Here is an 18,881-nt window from a genome sequence, read left to right on the forward strand (position 1 = left end):
GTAGGGGCTGAAAAAAGGGGCTACATTATGCCGCCGCCTTTGTTTATGAGCAATGCACGGCTATCAGATTACACGGCACTACATTTTTCCGGCTCTCGTAAAACAGACAACCGATACCTGCGTTAGTTACAATCGCCGCCCCGTCGCAACGCTTGGAGCTCTATCTTCCGTGCCCGTTCTGCGCCTACCGCTTCTTCCTGCTGCTGCAGGCAAACAACACTGGGGCAATCTTCCCGGTGCCGCCCTGAGCCTGGCGATTGCCGAGGCTGCCAGCGCCGCCAAGCGCTTTACCCTGCTTTTGACCGCCGACAGCCAGAGCGCCGAGCGGCTGGAGCAGGAGTTGAAGTTCTTCGCGCCCAGCCTTCCGGTCCTGCATTTCCCGGATTGGGAAACGCTGCCCTACGATTTATTCTCGCCGCACCAGGACATCATTTCCCAGCGCATCGCCAGCCTTTATCGCTTGCCCGAGCTGGAACATGGCGTTTTGGTAGTGCCGATCACCACCGCCCTACACCGCCTGGCGCCGACCAAATTCCTGCTCGGCAGCAGCCTGGTGCTGGATATCGGCCAGAAGCTCGATATCGAAGTGATGCGCTCGCGGCTCGAGGCCAGCGGCTATCGTTATGTCGACACGGTGTACGAGCACGGCGAGTTCACGGTACGCGGCAACCTGATCGATCTGTTCCCGATGGGCAGCAAGCTGCCGTACCGGATCGACCTGTTCGACGATGAAATCGAAACCCTGCGCACCTTCGACCCGGAAACCCAGCGTTCCATCGATAAGGTTGAATCGGTACGCCTGCTGCCCGCTCGGGAATTCCCGCTGCAAAAAGAAGAAGTCACCCGCTTCAAGGCGCGTTTTCGCGAACGCTTCGACGTGGACTTCCGACGCTGCCCGATCTTTCAGGATTTGAGCAGCGGCATCACCCCGGCCGGTATCGAGTATTACCTGCCACTGTTTTTCGAAGAAACCTCGACCTTGTTCGACTACCTGCCCCAGGACACCCAAGTGTTCTCGCTGCCGGGCATCGAGCAGGCGGCGGAAAACTTCTGGAACGACGTGCGCGGCCGCTACGAAGAGCGTCGTGTCGACCCGGAGCGTCCTTTATTACCTCCGGCGGAGCTATTCCTGCCGGTTGAAGACTGTTTTGCGCGCCTGAAAAACTGGCCGCGCGTGGTTGCCAGCCAGCAGGATGTCGATGCTGGCACAGGTCGCGAGCGCTTCCCGGCGCAGCTGTTGCCTGATCTAGCCATCGAAGCCAAGGCCAACCAGCCGCTGGCCGCCCTGGCGAATTTCCTCGACGAATTCCCCGGCCGCGTATTGTTTACCGCCGAATCCGCCGGGCGCCGGGAAGTCCTGCTCGAATTGCTGGAACGTCTGAAGCTGCGCCCGAAAACCGTGGACAGCTGGAACGACTTCGTCGAAAGCAAGGAACGCCTGTCGATCACCATCGCCCCGCTGGATGAAGGCCTGGTCCTCGAACAACCGGCGCTGGCGCTGATCGCTGAAAGCCCGTTGTTCGGCCAGCGCGTCATGCAGCGTCGTCGCCGGGAAAAACGCACCGATGGCGGCAACAACGATGCAGTGATCAAAAACCTCACCGAGCTGCGCGAAGGCGCGCCGGTGGTGCATATTGATCATGGCGTCGGCCGCTACCTCGGGCTGGCTACGCTGGAAGTCGAGAATCAGGTCGCGGAATTTCTAATGCTGGCCTATGCCGAGGACGCCAAGCTCTACGTTCCGGTAGCCAACCTGCACTTGATCGCCCGCTACACCGGCAGCGATGACGCCTTGGCGCCATTGCATCGCCTGGGTTCGGAAACCTGGCAGAAAGCCAAGCGCAAGGCCGCCGAACAGGTGCGCGACGTGGCGGCAGAGTTGCTGGATATCTACGCCCGCCGCGCAGCTCGTGAAGGTTATGCCTTCGAAGATCCGAAAGCCGACTACGCGACGTTCAGCGCAGGCTTCCCGTTCGAAGAAACGCCGGACCAGCAAACCACCATCGACGCCGTACGCGCCGACATGCTGGCGCCCAAGCCCATGGATCGTCTGGTCTGTGGCGACGTTGGCTTCGGCAAGACCGAAGTGGCAATGCGCGCCGCATTCATTGCCGTGCATGGCGGACGTCAGGTGGCAATCCTGGTGCCGACCACCCTGCTCGCCCAGCAGCATTACAACAGCTTCCGCGACCGCTTCGCCGACTGGCCGGTGACTGTTGAAGTCATGAGCCGCTTCAAGTCCACCAAAGAGGTCAACGCGGCAGTGGCCGACTTGGCAGAAGGCAAGATCGACATCGTCATCGGCACCCACAAGCTGCTGCAGGACGACGTCAAGATCAAGAATCTCGGCCTGGTGATCATCGACGAAGAACACCGTTTCGGGGTGCGCCAGAAAGAACAGCTCAAAGCCCTGCGCAGCGAGGTCGACATCCTGACGCTCACCGCAACGCCGATCCCGCGTACGCTGAACATGGCGGTTTCGGGCATGCGCGACCTGTCGATCATTGCCACGCCACCGGCGCGACGTTTGTCGGTGCGTACCTTTGTCATGGAGCACAACAAGCCCACGGTCAAGGAAGCCTTGCTGCGTGAGCTGTTGCGCGGCGGGCAGGTCTATTACCTGCACAACGATGTGAAAACCATCGAGAAATGCGCCGCCGACCTCGCGGAACTGGTGCCCGAAGCCCGGATCGGCATCGGCCACGGCCAGATGCGCGAACGTGATCTCGAACAGGTGATGAGCGACTTCTATCACAAGCGTTTCAACGTGCTGATCGCCTCGACCATCATCGAAACCGGGATCGACGTGCCCAGCGCCAACACCATCATCATCGAGCGCGCCGACAAGTTCGGCCTGGCGCAGCTGCACCAGTTGCGCGGCCGCGTAGGTCGCAGCCACCACCAGGCGTATGCTTATCTGCTGACGCCGCCGCGCAAGCAAATTACCCCGGACGCCGAAAAGCGTCTGGAAGCGATCGCCAACACTCAAGACCTCGGGGCCGGTTTCGTGCTGGCCACCAACGACCTTGAGATTCGCGGCGCGGGCGAGTTGCTCGGCGACGGCCAGAGCGGCCAGATTCAGGCGGTAGGTTTCACGCTGTACATGGAAATGCTCGAACGGGCGGTCAAGTCGATCCGCAAGGGCGAACAGCCCAATCTGGACCAGCCGCTGGGTGGCGGACCGGAAATCAACCTGCGTCTGCCGGCATTGATTCCCGAAGCCTACCTGCCGGATGTTCACACGCGGCTGATACTCTACAAGCGCATCGCCAATGCCGCCGACGAGGACAGCCTCAAGGATTTGCAGGTGGAGATGATCGACCGGTTCGGGCTGTTGCCGGAACCGACCAAGAATCTGGTGCGCATCACGCTGCTCAAATTGCAGGCCGAGCAGCTGGGCATCAAGAAGGTCGATGGCGGACCGCAAGGTGGGCGCATCGAGTTCGCGGCGGATACGCCGGTGGACCCGCTGACGCTGATCAAGCTGATTCAGGGGCAACCCAACCGTTACAAATTCGAAGGCGCCACGATGTTCAAATTCATGGTGCCGATGGAACGCCCGGAAGAGCGTTTCAACACCATTGAAGCGCTGTTCGAGCGCCTGACCCCGAAATCTGCTTGAAGGATTCATCCATGCGTGTGTTTCGTTCACTCCTGCTGTTGCTGACGCTGGTTGCGCCAACAGCTTTCGCCGATGGCAGCTATCAGGTCGAGATGATCCTGTTCCGCCAGTTGGGCGAACCGGCCGCGACGCGTCAGTTCGCGCCCGAGGGCTGGGCAGCCGACGCGCAAAGGATCGACGCGCTAAACGAGCGCAGCGTCGCCCTGAACGAACTGGCCAGCAAGCTTGAAGCCAGTGGCACCTATAAAGTGCTGCTGCACCGGGCCTGGAGCCAGAATCTGACAGCCGAGCCCGGCAAAATGGCGATCAGCAGCGGCCAGGAGCAGTTGGGGCACTTCCCGATTGAAGGCACGTTGAGCATCGGTATTGCGCGCTTCACCGACATCGCGGCAGACTTCTGGGTCAACCAGCTCGATAGCCATGGCGTTCTGATCAGCAGCGAGCGCATGAAACAGACAACCCGGGTAAAAAACGGGGAATTGATCTACATGGACTACGGAAGTCTGGCCATGCTGATCAAGATTGCACCCCTGTAACCATCAAGGAGCGCATAGCGCGTTCCTTGCCCTTTTGAGCATCGCTACGGCGTAGGCTGTCCAGAACTGTGTCGTCCAATCTCGAAAAAGTCCTCGCCCTGGCGTGGACAGACAACTTTACCGACAAGACTCTTGAGCGGGGGCTCGACTACGCCCTGCAACAACGCATCATCCTTGAAGAACTCAATCCCGATCTGGTCCGCACCGCGTGTCGGGGTTCCGGTCTGGAGATCTATCAGCAGACGTTGATGTTCAAGGATCCAGGCCGATTCAAGAACACCCTGATCTGCAAATGCACCTGCCCGGTGCGGGAAAACTGCAAACACTGCGCGGCGGCCTTGTACTACCTGCAGGACCCGACGAATCAACCGTCGATTCTGGCGGTGCTGAATGAGTCACGACGCGAGGCGCCACCCCGGGTCGAACCCAAACCCGCGCTGCCCGAACGGCTGATCGACACCATCAAGCCCAAACCAAGGCTGATCCTGGCGAGTATCGAATACAGCGCCTACGAACCACGTAACGGTCGCATGCAGCGTCATATCCAGCACCGCGCGGCGCTGGCGTTCGGTTACGGCGAGCATTTCGCCATTGGCACGGCCAATGTCAGCATTCTGGTCAGTTCCCTGGGCAGCGATCTGGTTAATCAGAAAAGCGACATCATCGAGCATCATCCGACCGAAACCCTGCGCATTCGACGCCGGGGCGAAGACGAACGCCAACAGCGCCAGGTGTTGCAGGACATGGGCTTCAGGGTCGCGACCCGGCAAAGCAAGGCGCTGCCCGAAACCGCCGGCGACATGTTCGAACTGCCCAACGACAAGGCCTGGCTGAATTTCGTGCTCAAGGATTTGCCCCGCCTGGAAGAACAAGGCTGGGATATCGAGATCACCGATGAATTCGCCTTCGACGTCACGCCTGTCGATGACTGGTACGCGGTCATCGACGAAGAAGCCGAGCGTGACTGGTTTGATCTGGAACTGGGCATCATCGTCAATGGCGAGCGCCTGAGCCTGCTGCCGATCCTGATCAATCTGATTCGTACCCATCCGGAATTGATGAGCGCGGCCGGCATCGCCAAGCGCGCTGACGACGAGCAACTGCTGGTGCAGATCAATCACTTCACCCAGCGTGGCGGTGGCCCGATCCAGATCGCCCTGCCCTACGGCCGGCTCAAGCCGGTGCTGGCAACCCTCGGTGATTTCTACTGGCGCGACGAAGGCAACAACGCGCTGCGCATGAACAACGCCGACGCGACGCGCCTGGGCGAACTCGAAGACTTGCCACTGAGCTGGCAAGGTGGCGACCGCCTGCGCCAGTTCGCCGACCGACTGGCCAATATCAAGGACGCACCGGTGGTGGTGCCGGACGACCTGAACGCTACATTGCGGCCGTATCAGCTCGAAGGCCTGAGCTGGATGCAATCGCTGCGGGAACTAGAAGTCGGCGGCGTGCTGGCCGATGACATGGGCCTGGGCAAGACTTTGCAGACCCTGGCGCACTTGCTGATGGAAAAACAGGCCGGGCGTCTGGATCGCCCTGCCTTGGCAGTGATGCCTACCAGCCTGATCCCCAACTGGATGGACGAAGCGGAAAACTTCACGCCGCAGCTCAAGGTGCTGGCCCTGTACGGCGCCAATCGCTCGCAGGACTTTGCCAATCTGCAGGATTACGACCTGATCCTGACCACTTATGCCCTGCTGCCGCGTGATGTCGAGGTTTTGGCCAAACAGCCGCTGCACACGCTGATTCTCGATGAAGCGCAATACATCAAGAACCCCAACAGCAAGGCTGCCCAGGCCGCTCGCGAATTGAACGCCCGCCAGCGTTTGTGCCTGAGCGGTACGCCGCTGGAAAACCACCTGGGCGAGCTGTGGTCGCTGTTCCACTTCCTGATGCCGGGCTGGCTGGGCAGCAGCAAGGAATTCAACAGCAACTACCGCAATCCCATCGAGAAGCACGGCAACATGGATCGCCTGCAGCACCTGAACGCGCGGATCAAGCCGTTCCTGCTGCGCCGCACCAAGGAACAGGTGGCCACCGAACTGCCGCCGAAAACCGAAATCATCCACTGGGTCGAACTCAACGACGCCCAGCGCGACGTGTACGAAACCGTACGTCTGGCCATGGACAAGAAAGTCCGCGACGAAATCACCCGCAAAGGCGTGGCGCGCAGCCAGAACATCATCCTCGAAGCGCTGCTCAAGCTGCGTCAGGTGTGCTGCGATCTGCGTCTGGTCAACAGTGAACAGGCCAATCCGCGTCACGGCAGTTCAGCCAAGCTGCACAGCCTGATGGAAATGTTCGAAGAGCTGCTGGCTGAAGGTCGCAAGATCCTGCTGTTCTCGCAATTCACCTCGATGCTCACGCTGATCGAAGCCGAACTCAAACAGCGCGGCATCGAGTATGCGTTGCTGACCGGTGCGACCCGGGATCGTCGCACGCCCGTGCAAGCCTTTCAGGCCGGCAAGCTGCCGATCTTCCTGATCAGTCTGAAAGCCGGCGGCACCGGTCTGAACCTGACGGCGGCCGACACCGTGATTCATTACGACCCGTGGTGGAATCCGGCGGCGGAAAACCAGGCCACCGACCGCGCGTATCGCATCGGTCAGGACAAGCCGGTGTTCGTCTACAAGATGATTGCCCGAGGCACCGTCGAAGAGAAAATCCAGCGCTTGCAGCAGGAAAAATCAGCGCTGGCAGCGGGTGTCCTGGACGGTCGGATGACTGGCGACTGGAAGCTGCAAAGCGAGGACATCGCGGCACTGTTCGCGCCGCTGCCGTTGCCAGCGAAGAAGGTCAAGCGTTAAGCAATGTATCAACCAAGTGGGAGATTCTATGTTTGAGGGCAACCCACAGATGCCGCAGATGTGGCGTCTGCACCGACGCCTTCCCGGATAAATCCGGTCCCACGGGATGACCGCATTTCACCTGTGGGAGCAAGCTTGCTTGCGAAGGCAATAGTTCAGGCCCGACAAATCTCCCGGATCTTCTGACATCTTCGCGAGCAAGCTCGCTCCAACAGGTTATTCGGCTCCCAAAACCCGCGCCAGGGTTGCCTTCACTTTGCCCATTCCGTCGTGCAATGCCTGCTCGATCTCGGCCATGGTGATCACTGCCGAAGACTTGCCGGCTGCCGGATTGACCACCAGCGCCAGACAGGCGTATTCCAGCTCCAGCTCGCGGGCCAGCGCCGCTTCCGGCATGCCGGTCATGCCGACGATGTCGCAGCCATCGCGCTCAAGACGCACAATCTCCGCTACGGTTTCCAGGCGCGGCCCTTGGGTGCAGGCGTAAACCCCGCGTTCACTGAACTCGCAACCTTCCGCCGCCAACGCGGCAATCAGCCGCGCGCGCAACGCTTCGCTGTACGGGTAGCTGAAATCGATGTGCGTCACCTGCTCCAGATCATCCGCGAAATAGGTGTGCTCGCGACCGCTGGTGTAGTCCACGAGATCATGGGGCACACAGAAATGGCCGGTGCCCATGGCCGGATGAATACCGCCCACAGCGTTAACCGCCAGAATCGCCTCGGCGCCAGCCTGCTTCAAGGCCCAGATATTGGCCCGATAATTCACCTGATGCGGCGGCAAACGGTGCGGATGCCCGTGGCGCGCGAGGAACATCACTTCGCGACCGGCATAGTCGCCGATCTGGATTTCGCCGGAAGGCGCACCATACGGTGTGTTCATCGGCAGGGACTGACGAATGTTCAGCCCCTCCAACTGCGTCAGGCCGGTGCCGCCGATAATCGCGTAAACAGTCATGAGTAATCCTTAGTCGATCAGTTGCGCAGCACGCAGCGCTTCGAGCGCCGCCAGCCAGCGCGGATGTTGGCGGTATTCTGTATTGGCGTATGCCTGGCCGCGCATGCGTGCGATGCGCGGCGAAGGCTTGACCTTCAGCCGTTGTGCCGCAGTGAGCGCCAGCTCGGCAGCCGCACGGTCGTTGCACACCAGCCCCATGTCGCAGCCGGCACTCAATGCCGCTTCGATACGACTGGCCGCGTCGCCAACCACATGCGCGCCCGCCATGGAAAGATCATCGCTGAAGATCACCCCGTCAAACTGCAGCTCGCCGCGCAGAATGTCCTGCAACCAGCGGCGGGAAAAACCTGCCGGCTGCGAATCAACCTTGGGATAGATCACATGCGCGGGCATCACGGCGGCCAGCTGCTTGCTCAAGCGTGCAAAGGGCACCAGATCATTGGCGCGAATCTGCTCCAGACTGCGCTCGTCGGTGGGAATCGCTACGTGGGAATCGGCTTCAGCCCAGCCGTGACCGGGAAAATGCTTGCCGGTGGCGGCCATTCCCGCAGCGTTCATGCCCCGAATGAACGCTCCAGCGAGCAACGCTGCCCGCTCGGGGTCACCCTCGAAGGCACGACTGCCGACCACGGCACTGCGCTGATAATCCAGATCCAGCACCGGCGCAAAGCTCAGGTCCAGGCCCACCGCGAGCACTTCGGTGGCCATCAGCCAGCCGCAGTGCCCGGCGAGGATTTCGGCGTTCGGATTGTCGGCAATTGCGCGCATGGCCGGCAAACGCACGAAGCCCTGGCGTAAGCGCTGCACACGCCCGCCTTCCTGATCGACGGCCAGCAACAGGTCCGGGCGAACCGCGCGAATCGCTGCGCTCAGCTCCCGAACCTGACGCGGGTGTTCAATGTTGCGAGCAAAAATGATCAGGCCACCCACTTCGGGCTGACGCAGAAACTGGCGATCTTCGGCGGTCAACCACGTGCCGGCGACATCCACCATCAAAGAGCCTTGCAGGCCGTAACTCATATGAAAACACCATTGCCTATATCCAATCCGGGCAATGGTGCTTGATCATCGAGTCTGGCGCAATGCGCGAAGGGTCAGGCCTTGGCAGTCGCGGGGACGCTGGTGCTGCTTTTGGTACGCGGCTTGAGCTGCGCCGAGATCATCGCGGCATCGCTGACGCCGGTTTCAGCGCGCATGCCGGCGGCGAGAAACGGCACCATGAGGCGCATGACCTGTTCAATAGAGGTATTCACCCCGAAATCGGTTTCGGCGATGGCCCGCAATGCCTTGATCCCGGACATGCTGAAGGCTGCAGCGCCGAGCATGAAGTGCACGCGCCAGAACAGTTCGATAGGCGGAATACGCGGCGCGGCTTCGTTGACCAGCGTCATGTAGCGGCGGAACACCTTGCCGTACATGTCTTCCAGGTAGCGCCGCAAATGGCCTTGGCTCTGGCTGAAGGCCAAACCCAGCAGGCGCATGAAAATCGACAGATCGTTACCGCTGCGTGGCTGAACCACCAGCGCCTGTTCGACGAGGATTTCCAGCAGCTCTTCAAGCGTCGGCTTGTTTTCCGGCTTGGCCTGGCGTCGCTCCAGCTCACGATCAAGGCTGATGCAGAACGGCCCGAGGAAGCGCGAGAAAACCGCCTGAATCAGGGCTTTCTTGGAACCAAAGTGATAATTCACCGCAGCCAGATTCACCGATGCCTTGCTGGTAATCAGCCGCAACGATGTTTCGGCAAAACCTTTTTCCGCGAATAACTGCTCGGCAGCATCGAGAATGCGTTCAACTGTTTCCGACTGGGCCATGGTTTCCTGCCTGACAAACACTTGTTTGAAACATACGTATTACACGGGTTACTTGTCAAGTCTGGCCGTTCACTTTCTGCCTGTACGGTCACGCATTTAACCATATCGGCTGGCCCCTGTAGCCGTTAGCTGACGACCGCTTGCAAAGCCCGAATCCACCCTTCCCGAGTACCGCCTGGCAGCGGAAACAAAAAGGACGATTGCCAAGACGCAATCACTGTATATAATCCCAGTCACTGTATAAAAAGCCAGAGCGCTCAACATGATCAAACTGACGCCACGCCAAGCAGAAATTCTGGGTTTCATCAAACGTTGCCTTGAAGACAACGGTTATCCGCCTACCCGTGCGGAAATCGCCCAGGAGCTGGGTTTCAAATCACCCAACGCTGCAGAAGAACACTTGAAGGCCCTTGCCCGCAAAGGCGCTATCGAAATGACTCCCGGCGCTTCCCGGGGCATCCGTATTCCGGGCTTCGAGGCCAAGGCCGACGAGAGCAGCCTGCCGATCATCGGGCGGGTTGCAGCCGGCGCGCCGATCCTTGCCCAGCAACATATTGAAGAATCCTGCAACATCAACCCTGCGTTTTTCCATCCCAGTGCCGACTACCTGTTAAGGGTGCATGGCATGAGCATGAAAGATGTCGGCATTCTCGATGGCGATCTGATTGCCGTGCACACGACGCGCGAGGCCCGCAATGGCCAGATCGTTGTGGCACGCATCGGTGATGAAGTAACAGTGAAGCGCTTCAAGCGTGAAGGCAGCAAAGTCTGGCTGATCGCTGAAAACCCGGATTTCGCCCCGATCGAAGTGAACCTCAAAGATCAGGATCTGGTTATCGAAGGCTTGAGCGTCGGCGTGATTCGCCGTTAAGGAGACATTATGCAGTTCACCCAAACACCGCATGCGCAATTGCCGCTGTTCGAGGCATTCATGGCGCAGCCCATCGCCCCGATGCTCCAGGTTCCGGTCGAAACAAGCTGGAACAATGAGCCAGAAGTGTTCAGCGAATTGTCATTGCGCGGCGCTACCGGGAACTGCCTGAGTCTTCTGGCACCGATTCTGCGGGAACTCAGCGAGGACAAGGATGCCCGCTGGCTCACGTTGATCGCACCGCCCTCAAGCCTGACGCAAACCTGGCTACGAGATGCCGGGCTCAATCGCGAGCGGATTCTGTTGCTGCAACCACGGGGCACACAGAGTGCACTGGAATTGACACGTGAAGCTCTGCGCCTGGGGCGCAGTCACACGGTTGTAAGCTGGATCAATCCGATCAATGCAGCAGCGCGTCAACAGTTGATTGGCGCGGCAAGGACTGGAGATGCGCAAAGCTTGAACATCCGCCTTGGCTGAAGCGGATCAATGGAGTACGCGGGGACCGGCGTCTTTCTCAAGTTCGCCTTCAGCCATGCGACCGGCCATCTGAACCCCAACGCTCAACATCGCTTTGGCGACTTCAACGTGTTGACCCTGCAGAAAGGCCTTGGCGTCCTCGGAAAAATTCAAGGTCACCAATGAGCCCTCGTCTTCGGCACGACGAAGCTCGATACGGCCATCAGGCAGTTCGACAATTTCCAAAAATGATGTAGGCATCAGCAATACTCCACGAAAGGCCGGCATTGTAGCAGCCAGTCGACTCAGGCCCTAGCCCATCCATCATTGCGTTTCAGCACTCGCTCAGACCTTCGCGAAAGCGAATGGCCAAACCTTTGAGCTGCTGACGCCAGCTTTCCAGCTCTTCACGACCCAGTTCCGGCACCGGTTCTTCATCGAGATTGACCGCCACGATCAGCGGCTGGGTAACGTCGCCCTTGGGCTTTTTCGGGGCGCGAGGCGGCTGGAACAGCGCGTTGTAGGCTGCCAGCAACTGGGCGAGCCAGGTTTCGCGATGCTGGGCCAGTTCGATCAGCTCGGCCATTTCCGGGATTGCTATCGCATCCAGCACTTCCTGGGTCAGCAGCAGCTCGGCGCGCGGCGCATTGGCCTGCGGCAGCCGGTAGAAGCCTGCAATCTCATGACACAAACCCAGCAGCGCGCCATACAGATGGAACAGTGCAGATTCGCGCTCGGCCTGGACCAGCGCCTGGGAATTCATCGCACGGCCTTCCTGAGCCTTGCCCAGGGCTTCAAGTGCCAGACCTGCGAAATAAATCTTCTGATTGGTGCGGGTATAGAGTTCGTGGGCCATGACGGCATCCTCCATAACGTGAAATAAGACGAGCACTACCAGAATGGCGAAAAACCCCCGATGCGACCAGCGCAACGAGGGTTTGCGTTGATTGATGCCAGCTGCTCCGCAGAGCAGCTCAAGTTAGTGCATCAACGCTTGTCTTCGACTTTCCAGGCCTTGCCATCGTAGAACGCGCGCCAGCCGGTCGGCTTGCCTTCCACTTCGGTCTGTACATATTGCTCTTTGGTCTTGCGGCTGTAACGAATCACCGCTGGACGCCCATCCGGATCTTTCTTCGGTGCTTCACAGAGGAAGTGGTACTTCGGATCGATCTCGTCTTTGTGCGGCGCAATTTCCATGACCAACGGCGCACGGGTTTCGCGGTTTTTCGGGAACTGGCTGGCGGCCAGGAACAAGCCCGAAGCGCCGTCACGCAGGATATAGGTGTCGTCGACCTTGTCGCATTTGAGTTCCGGCATCTTCACCGGGTCCATCTTCGGCGGCGCCGCGTCACCGCTCTTGAGCAGCTTGCGCGTGTTTTTGCATTCGGCATTGGTGCAACCGAAGAACTTGCCGAAACGGCCGGTCTTGAGCTGCATTTCGCTGCCGCACTTGTCGCATTCCAGGCTCGGACCTTCGTAGCCCTTGATACGATAAGTGCCCTCTTCGACTTCGAAGCCTGTGCAATCCGGGTTGTTACCGCAGATGTGCAGCTTGCGCTTCTCGTCCAGCAGATAAGCGTCCATTGCCGTATTACAGATATGGCAGCGATGCTTGCCGCGCAGTACGCGGGACTCGGATTCACCCTCGTCGTCCTCGGCAATTTCATCGCCGGGCGTCAGATTGACCGTGGCCTTGCAGCGTTCTTTCGGCGGCAGGCTGTAGCCTGAACAGCCGAGGAATACGCCGGTGGATGCCGTACGAATCTGCATCGGACGCCCGCAAACCTTGCAAGGAATGTCAGTCATCACCGGTTCGTTGGAACGCATGCCGCTGTCAGGCGCTTCGGCTACTTCCAGCTTCTTCTTAAAGTCACCGTAGAACTCGTCGAGCACGTTCTTCCAGTCACGCTCGCCCTGGGCGACGTCATCGAGGTTTTCTTCCATGCCGGCGGTGAAGCCGTAGTCCATCAGGTTGGAGAAGCTCTCGGACAGACGCTCGGTGACGATATCGCCCATTTTTTCCGAGTAGAAGCGGCGGTTATGCAGCGCTACGTAGCCACGGTCCTGAATGGTCGAGATGATCGCTGCGTAGGTCGAAGGACGACCGATGCCGCGTTTTTCCATCTCTTTTACCAGGCTCGCTTCCGAATAACGCGCAGGCGGCTTGGTGAAATGCTGGCTTGGGTCGAGCTTGATCAGTTTCAGGGTGTCGCCCTGAGCCATGTCCGGCAGGACGTCGTCATCGCCGGGCTTGGTCATTTGCGGCAGAACGCGGGTGTAACCGTCGAACTTCAGGATGCGGCCCTTGGCGCGCAGCTCGAAGGTACCGGCAGCAACGCTGACCGTGGTCGACAGGTATTGCGCTGGCGGCATCTGGCACGCCACGAATTGGCGCCAGATCAACTCGTACAGGCGCTCAGCGTCGCGCTCCATGCCCGTCAGCTTGCTCGGGTGGGTATTGACGTCAGAAGGACGAATCGCTTCGTGAGCCTCCTGTGCACCCTCTTTGCTGCTGTAGACGTTCGGCGATTCCGGCAGGTACTTCTTGCCGAACTCGGTTTCGATGTAATCCCGCGCCATGCTGACCGCGTCAGCCGACAGGTTGGTGGAGTCGGTACGCATGTAAGTGATGTGGCCCGCTTCGTACAAACGCTGCGCCATCATCATGGTTTTCTTCACGCCGAAGCCCAGGCGATTGCTGGCTGCCTGTTGCAACGTCGACGTAATGAAGGGTGCCGAAGGCTTGCTGCTGGTCGGCTTGTCTTCACGTTTGGCGATGCTGTAGGCGGACGCCTTGAGCTTCTCCAGCGCGGCCATGGCCGAGGCTTCGTTCAGCGGCTTGAAGGCCTCGCCGTTTTCTCGAGCCACTTCGAAGCGCACATTGGCGCCCTTGGCGGTGCCCAGGTCGGCGTGAATTTCCCAATACTCTTCAGGGTTGAACGCACGAATTTCACGTTCCCGCTCGACCACCAGCTTCACGGCAACCGATTGCACGCGACCGGCAGACAGGCCACGGGCGACTTTCTGCCAGAGCAGCGGCGACACCATGTAACCCACAACCCGGTCGAGGAAGCGCCGCGCCTGCTGAGCATTCACTCGATCAATATCGAGTTCGCCCGGCTTGGAGAATGCTTCCTGGATGGCTTTCTTGGTGATTTCGTTGAACACCACGCGCTTGTAGCGGCTGTCATCACCACCAATGGCTTCGCGCAGGTGCCAGGCAATGGCTTCCCCCTCGCGATCCAAGTCGGTTGCGAGATAGATGATGTCAGCATCCTTGGCGAGCCGGCGCAGCTCTTCAATCACCTTCTCCTTGCCGGGAAGGATTTCGTACTTGGCTTTCCAGCCATGGTCCGGATCGACACCCATGCGCGAGACCAGCTGACGCTTGGCCTTCTCCTTGGGAGTAAGCACTGGCCCGTCGCCCGCGGCAGCTTTGCCTCGCTTGGCGGCAGGGTCTTTGCTGGCGCTAGCCGAACCGCTGGTGGGCAGGTCTCGGATATGGCCGATACTCGACTTCACCACGTACTGGTTGCCCAAATACTTGTTGATGGTCTTGGCCTTAGCCGGGGATTCCACGATGACCAGCGATTTGCCCATGGATCAGAAAATTCCTGAATACTGAAAATGAAAGACGGTTGGAGCCTGTCGAGGCCCCGCTATATATAGTGGCTACAACCCGAGGTCAAGCACGGGGTTGTCTTCGATCACGATTCACGGCCTGGAAAAGAGACTCGGTTCGGCCTGGACCAAAGCAAAGCGCGGCACTTGCTCGCCGTCAACCTCCACCGACTCCAGAAACATTTCCAATGGGCGCACCCACAGACCGTAATCGCCATACAAGGCTTGGTAAAACACCACGTCTTCTTCGGTCTCGGAGTGCCTGGCAACACTGAATACGCGGTACTCGGGGCCTTTGTAATGGCGGTAGAGCCCTGGCTGTAATTTCATGCTGCTGTCCTCGCAAGACACATTGGAAAACAATTCTATAAAACAGCTTTTGCCAAAATACAAAAGCCGGGGCACTTGGCCCCGGCTTGCGTCACCCTGACAAATCAGACGCGTTCGAAGACGGTAGCAATGCCCTGACCCAGTCCGATGCACATGGTAGCAACGCCGAGGTTGCCGCCATTCTGCTTCATGACGTTGAGCAAAGTGCCGGAGATACGCGCACCGGAACATCCAAATGGATGGCCCAGAGCGATAGCACCGCCGTGCAGGTTAACCTTCTCGTTCATCTTGTCGAGTACTTTCAAATCTTTCAGCACTGGCAGGGCCTGTGCGGCGAAAGCTTCGTTGAGCTCGAAGAAGTCGATATCCGAGATGCTCAGACCCGCGCGCTTCAGGGCTTTCTGGGTAGCAGGCACTGGCCCGTAACCCATGATTGCCGGGTCGACACCGGCCACAGCCATGGAGCGGATGACGGCCATCGGCTGGATACCAAGGTCCTGGGCGCGCTGGGCAGACATGACGATCATGCATGATGCGCCATCCGTGATCTGCGAGGATGTGCCCGCGGTCACAGTTCCGCCTTTCGGGTTGAAAGCCGGCTTCAAGGCCGCCAGGCTTTCCAGGGTTGTCTCCGGACGAATGGTCTCGTCGTAGTCGAAAACCTTGAGCAGGCCGTTCTCGTCATACCCTTGCATCGGGATGATCTCGTCCTTGAACTTGCCTTCCAGCGTTGCCTTGTGGGCCAGCTGGTGCGAGCGCACGCCGAAAGCATCTTGTTGCTCACGGGTAATGCCGTGCATCTTGCCGAGCATTTCCGCCGTCAGACCCATCATGCCCGACGCCTTCGCCGCGTACAGCGACATGTGCGGGTTTGGATCGACGCCGTGCATCATGCTGACGTGGCCCATGTGCTCAACGCCGCCAATGACGAAGACATCGCCGTTGCCGGTCATGATCGCTTGCGCTGCGGTGTGCAGTGCGCTCATGGACGAACCGCACAGGCGGCTCACGGTTTGTGCCGCCGAGGTGTGCGGGATCTGCGTCAGCAACGACGCCATGCGGGCGATGTTCCAGCCCTGCTCCAGGGTCTGGTTGACGCAGCCCCAGATCACGTCCTCAACTTCAGCCGGGTCGACTTTGCTGTTGCGTTCCAGCAATTTGCTGATCAGGTGCGCCGACATGTCTTCGGCGCGGGTATTGCGGTGCATGCCACCCTTGGAGCGGCCCATCGGGGTGCGACCGAAGTCGACAATCACGACGTCTCTTGGATTCAAACTCATAAATTCACTCCTGAAAGGCGCTTAACCGAAGAAGCTCTGGCCGTTTTTGGCCATCTCACGCAGCTTCGCAGTCGGGTGGTACAAGGCGCCCAAGTCAGCATATTGGTCAGCCAGGGCGACGAACTCAGCGACGCCGATCGAGTCGATGTAACGCAACGCACCGCCACGGAACGGAGGGAAACCGATGCCGTAGATCAAGCCCATATCGGCTTCTGCGGCGGTATCGACGATGCCGTCTTCCAGGCAACGCACGGTTTCCAGGCACAGCGGGATCATCATCCAGTTGATGATGTCCTCGTCGGATACTTCGCGCTGTTCGTAGATGACCGGCTTGAGCACTTCAAGCACAGCGGCATCGGTGACTTTCTTCGGCTTGCCCTTCTTGTCGGTCTCGTAGGCGTAGAAACCTTTGCCATTCTTCTGGCCCAGGCGCTTGGCTTCGTAGAGCGCGTCGATGGCAGAGCGACGGTCATCCTTCATGCGATCCGGGAAGCCTTCGGCCATCACGTCACGACCATGGTGGCCGGTGTCGATGCCGACCACGTCCATCAAATACGCCGGACCCATTGGCCAGCCGAATTTTTCCATGACCTTGTCGATGCGCACGAAATCCACGCCCGCGCTGACCAGTCTGGCGAAACCGCCGAAGTACGGGAACAGCACGCGGTTGACCAAAAAGCCCGGGCAGTCATTGACCACAATCGGGTTCTTGCCCATTTTCTTGGCGTAGGCCACGGTGGTCGCGATGGCGACTTCACTGGACTTCTCGCCACGGATCACTTCAACCAGCGGCATCATGTGCACCGGGTTGAAGAAGTGCATGCCGACGAAGTTTTCCGGGCGCTTGAGGGCTTTGGCCAACAGGCTGATGGAAATCGTCGAGGTGTTGGACGCCAGAATGGTGTCTTCGCCCACCTGGGACTCGACTTCGGCCAATACCGCTTGCTTGACTTTGGGGTTCTCGACGACGGCTTCAACCACCAGATCGACATTACCAAAATCGCCGTAAGACAGCGTCGGACGAATCGCGTTAAGCGCTTCAGCCATTTTCGGCACGGTCAGACGGCCTTTTTCAACGCGACTGCCGAGTAATTTGGCTGCTTCGTTCAGACCCAGCTGAATGGCGTCTTCGCGGATGTCCTTCATCAGGATCGGCGTGCCTTTGACCGCCGATTGATAGGCAATACCGCCGCCCATGATGCCAGCGCCCAATACGGCCGCCTGTTTCACGTCCTTGGCGACTTCGTCGTAGATCTTGGCTTTCTTTTTCAGTTCCTGATCGTTCAGGAACAGACCGATAAGACTCTGCGCCGCAGAAGTCTTGGCCATTTTCACGAAGCCGGCGGCTTCGATTTCCAGCGCCTTGTCACGACCGAAGTTCGCGGCTTTCTGGATGGTCTTGATCGCTTCCACCGGCGCCGGATAGTTCGGACCGGCTTGACCGGCAACGAAACCCTTGGCGGTTTCAAAAGCCATCATCTGCTCGATGGCGTTCAGCTTGAGCTTGTCCAGCTTCGGCTGGCGCTTGGCCTTGTGATCGAACTCGCCGGAAATGGCGCGTTTGATCAGGTCCAGGGCTGCCTCTTGCAGTTTTTCTGGTGCGACTACGGCGTCGACTGCGCCGACTTTCAGCGCGTCTTCAGCACGGTTCTCTTTACCAGAAGCAATCCACTCGATGGCGTTATCGGCACCGATGATCCGTGGCAGGCGAACCGTGCCGCCGAAGCCGGGGTAGAGACCGAGTTTGACTTCCGGCAGGCCGATCCTGGCGCTGCTGGACATGACGCGGTAGTCAGCGGCCAGGCACATTTCCAGGCCACCGCCCAACGCGACGCCATTGATGGCAACTACGGTCGGTACACCAAGGTCTTCAAAGTCGCTGAAAATCCGGTTGGCTTCCAGATTGCCCGCCAATAGCTCGGCGTCCGGCAATTTGAAGTTTTCGACGAATTCGGTGATGTCAGCCCCGACGATAAACACGTCTTTGCCGCTGGTGACGATCACACCCTTGATCAAACCATCAGCCTTGATGGTGTCCACGGCCTGACGCAGGTCGTTGAGGGTGAGACGGTTGAACTTGTTGACGGACTCACCCTTGAGATCGAAATTCAATTCGACGATGCCACTTTCAAGAGCCTTAACCGTGATGGCTTTACCTTCGTAAATCATCAACTGATCTCCACGATATGGAAGCTGAACAATACACACCGGACGCTGGTTCTGGCGTGACTACGACGTCACCGTCGATGAAGCGCCAAATCACCAGGCACACCCGCCGGTGTAGTAGCCGGGATTTTGTAAGAGCGGTCTGACGGACCAAACGCTCAATTCATACGGCCGTTTGATTTGGAAGTGCCTACCTTCTGCCAAATCCGGATAATTGTCAATTCGGCTAAACGCCAATAAAACCGGGAAATGATCGCCATCTTCGCAAGGAACCGTCCCGGTCAGCGACCATGATTGGCAGTCATTCAGCGCGTTTATCGTGAACAAACGGTGATAAACCCGGACAGGTTTTTGCACCGATGCGGGTCACGCAAGAAAAAAAGTGAAGGAATCGCGACAAAACGGCGCAGAAGGTCTA

Annotated in this window: 14 protein-coding genes; 5 read left to right on the plus strand and 9 right to left on the minus strand. The window is 59.0% G+C overall.

The genetic code is table 11. The features are described from left to right. The first annotated feature begins 169 nt into the window (after nt 1-169). The 3 genes from mfd (at nt 170) to AABC73_RS19270 (ending at nt 6,968) form a co-directional block, all read left to right on the plus strand. Nucleotides 170-3,622, plus strand: coding sequence for a transcription-repair coupling factor (gene mfd, locus AABC73_RS19260; protein WP_341520521.1), 3,453 nt, complete (start codon nt 170-172; stop codon nt 3,620-3,622). A gap of 11 nt (nt 3,623-3,633) precedes the next feature. Next, nucleotides 3,634-4,158 carry a CsiV family protein gene (locus AABC73_RS19265; protein ID WP_341520522.1) on the plus strand — a complete coding sequence of 175 codons (525 nt, stop codon included), beginning with the start codon at nt 3,634-3,636 and terminating at the stop codon, nt 4,156-4,158. A 68-nt stretch (nt 4,159-4,226) separates the two neighbouring features. Continuing rightward, nucleotides 4,227-6,968: an SNF2-related protein gene (locus AABC73_RS19270; RefSeq protein WP_341520523.1), complete on the plus strand. Its 2,742-nt coding sequence runs from the start codon at nt 4,227-4,229 to the stop codon at nt 6,966-6,968. A 216-nt stretch (nt 6,969-7,184) separates the two neighbouring features. Here the strand turns inward: AABC73_RS19270 and AABC73_RS19275 are convergent, their stop codons facing one another. The 3 genes from AABC73_RS19275 to psrA all read right to left on the minus strand — a co-directional run bounded on the left by AABC73_RS19275 (nt 7,185) and on the right by psrA (nt 9,736). Further along, nucleotides 7,185-7,925 (minus strand): S-methyl-5'-thioinosine phosphorylase, encoded by a 741-nt coding sequence (locus AABC73_RS19275; protein ID WP_341520524.1) that lies wholly within the window; start codon nt 7,923-7,925, stop codon nt 7,185-7,187. 9 nt (nt 7,926-7,934) lie between these two features. Continuing rightward, complete coding sequence (nagZ, locus tag AABC73_RS19280; protein WP_341524284.1) at nt 7,935-8,933, minus strand: beta-N-acetylhexosaminidase; 999 nt, start codon at nt 8,931-8,933, stop codon at nt 7,935-7,937. Between the two features lie 86 nt (nt 8,934-9,019). After that, a complete protein-coding gene (gene psrA, locus AABC73_RS19285) occupies nt 9,020-9,736 on the minus strand; it encodes a transcriptional regulator PsrA (RefSeq protein WP_065834475.1) in 717 nt (238 codons plus the stop codon). A gap of 262 nt (nt 9,737-9,998) precedes the next feature. Between psrA and lexA the strand changes: the two genes are divergently transcribed. After that, a complete protein-coding gene (gene lexA, locus AABC73_RS19290) occupies nt 9,999-10,607 on the plus strand; it encodes a transcriptional repressor LexA (RefSeq protein ID WP_020294126.1) in 609 nt (202 codons plus the stop codon). A 9-nt stretch (nt 10,608-10,616) separates the two neighbouring features. Further along, entirely contained in the window at nt 10,617-11,087 is a 471-nt protein-coding gene (sulA, locus tag AABC73_RS19295; RefSeq protein ID WP_341520525.1) for an SOS-induced cell division inhibitor SulA, read from the plus strand. A gap of 6 nt (nt 11,088-11,093) precedes the next feature. Here sulA and AABC73_RS19300 read toward each other — a convergent pair whose 3' ends face one another. From AABC73_RS19300 to fadB, 6 genes are all read right to left on the minus strand, one after another. Then, the gene (locus tag AABC73_RS19300; protein WP_020294128.1) at nt 11,094-11,327 is read right to left on the minus strand and encodes a hypothetical protein; all 234 of its coding nucleotides are present in this window, start codon (nt 11,325-11,327) and stop codon (nt 11,094-11,096) included. A gap of 73 nt (nt 11,328-11,400) precedes the next feature. Then, complete coding sequence (locus tag AABC73_RS19305; protein WP_331151207.1) at nt 11,401-11,922, minus strand: DUF6586 family protein; 522 nt, start codon at nt 11,920-11,922, stop codon at nt 11,401-11,403. A 131-nt stretch (nt 11,923-12,053) separates the two neighbouring features. Next, nucleotides 12,054-14,666, minus strand: a complete 2,613-nt coding sequence (gene topA / locus AABC73_RS19310) for a type I DNA topoisomerase (RefSeq protein WP_331151206.1) — start codon at nt 14,664-14,666, stop codon at nt 12,054-12,056. 114 nt (nt 14,667-14,780) lie between these two features. After that, nucleotides 14,781-15,017 (minus strand): DUF1653 domain-containing protein, encoded by a 237-nt coding sequence (locus AABC73_RS19315; RefSeq protein WP_341520526.1) that lies wholly within the window; start codon nt 15,015-15,017, stop codon nt 14,781-14,783. Nucleotides 15,018-15,121: 104 nt separating this feature from the next. After that, nucleotides 15,122-16,297, minus strand: a complete 1,176-nt coding sequence (gene fadA, locus AABC73_RS19320; RefSeq protein WP_065834471.1) for an acetyl-CoA C-acyltransferase FadA — start codon at nt 16,295-16,297, stop codon at nt 15,122-15,124. A 21-nt stretch (nt 16,298-16,318) separates the two neighbouring features. Further along, nucleotides 16,319-18,466, minus strand: coding sequence for a fatty acid oxidation complex subunit alpha FadB (gene fadB / locus AABC73_RS19325; RefSeq protein WP_341520527.1), 2,148 nt, complete (start codon nt 18,464-18,466; stop codon nt 16,319-16,321). Nucleotides 18,467-18,881: the final 415 nt, after the last annotated feature.

Source organism: Pseudomonas sp. G.S.17, from assembly GCF_038096165.1.
Classification (GTDB): Bacteria; Pseudomonadota; Gammaproteobacteria; order Pseudomonadales; family Pseudomonadaceae; genus Aquipseudomonas.

What these genes read in the sequence shown, in the direction of transcription:
- AABC73_RS19265 (WP_341520522.1), top strand. Translation starts at nt 3,634, where the DNA reads ATGCGTGTGTTTCGTTCACTCCTGCTGTTGCTGACGCTGGTTGCGCCA.
- AABC73_RS19275 (WP_341520524.1), bottom strand. Translation starts at nt 7,925, where the DNA reads ATGACTGTTTACGCGATTATCGGCGGCACCGGCCTGACGCAGTTGGAG.
- psrA (WP_065834475.1), bottom strand. Translation starts at nt 9,736, where the DNA reads ATGGCCCAGTCGGAAACAGTTGAACGCATTCTCGATGCTGCCGAGCAG.
- lexA (WP_020294126.1), top strand. Translation starts at nt 9,999, where the DNA reads ATGATCAAACTGACGCCACGCCAAGCAGAAATTCTGGGTTTCATCAAA.
- sulA (WP_341520525.1), top strand. Translation starts at nt 10,617, where the DNA reads ATGCAGTTCACCCAAACACCGCATGCGCAATTGCCGCTGTTCGAGGCA.
- AABC73_RS19300 (WP_020294128.1), bottom strand. Translation starts at nt 11,327, where the DNA reads ATGCCTACATCATTTTTGGAAATTGTCGAACTGCCTGATGGCCGTATC.
- AABC73_RS19305 (WP_331151207.1), bottom strand. Translation starts at nt 11,922, where the DNA reads ATGGCCCACGAACTCTATACCCGCACCAATCAGAAGATTTATTTCGCA.
- topA (WP_331151206.1), bottom strand. Translation starts at nt 14,666, where the DNA reads ATGGGCAAATCGCTGGTCATCGTGGAATCCCCGGCTAAGGCCAAGACC.
- AABC73_RS19315 (WP_341520526.1), bottom strand. Translation starts at nt 15,017, where the DNA reads ATGAAATTACAGCCAGGGCTCTACCGCCATTACAAAGGCCCCGAGTAC.
- fadA (WP_065834471.1), bottom strand. Translation starts at nt 16,297, where the DNA reads ATGAGTTTGAATCCAAGAGACGTCGTGATTGTCGACTTCGGTCGCACC.
- fadB (WP_341520527.1), bottom strand. Translation starts at nt 18,466, where the DNA reads ATGATTTACGAAGGTAAAGCCATCACGGTTAAGGCTCTTGAAAGTGGC.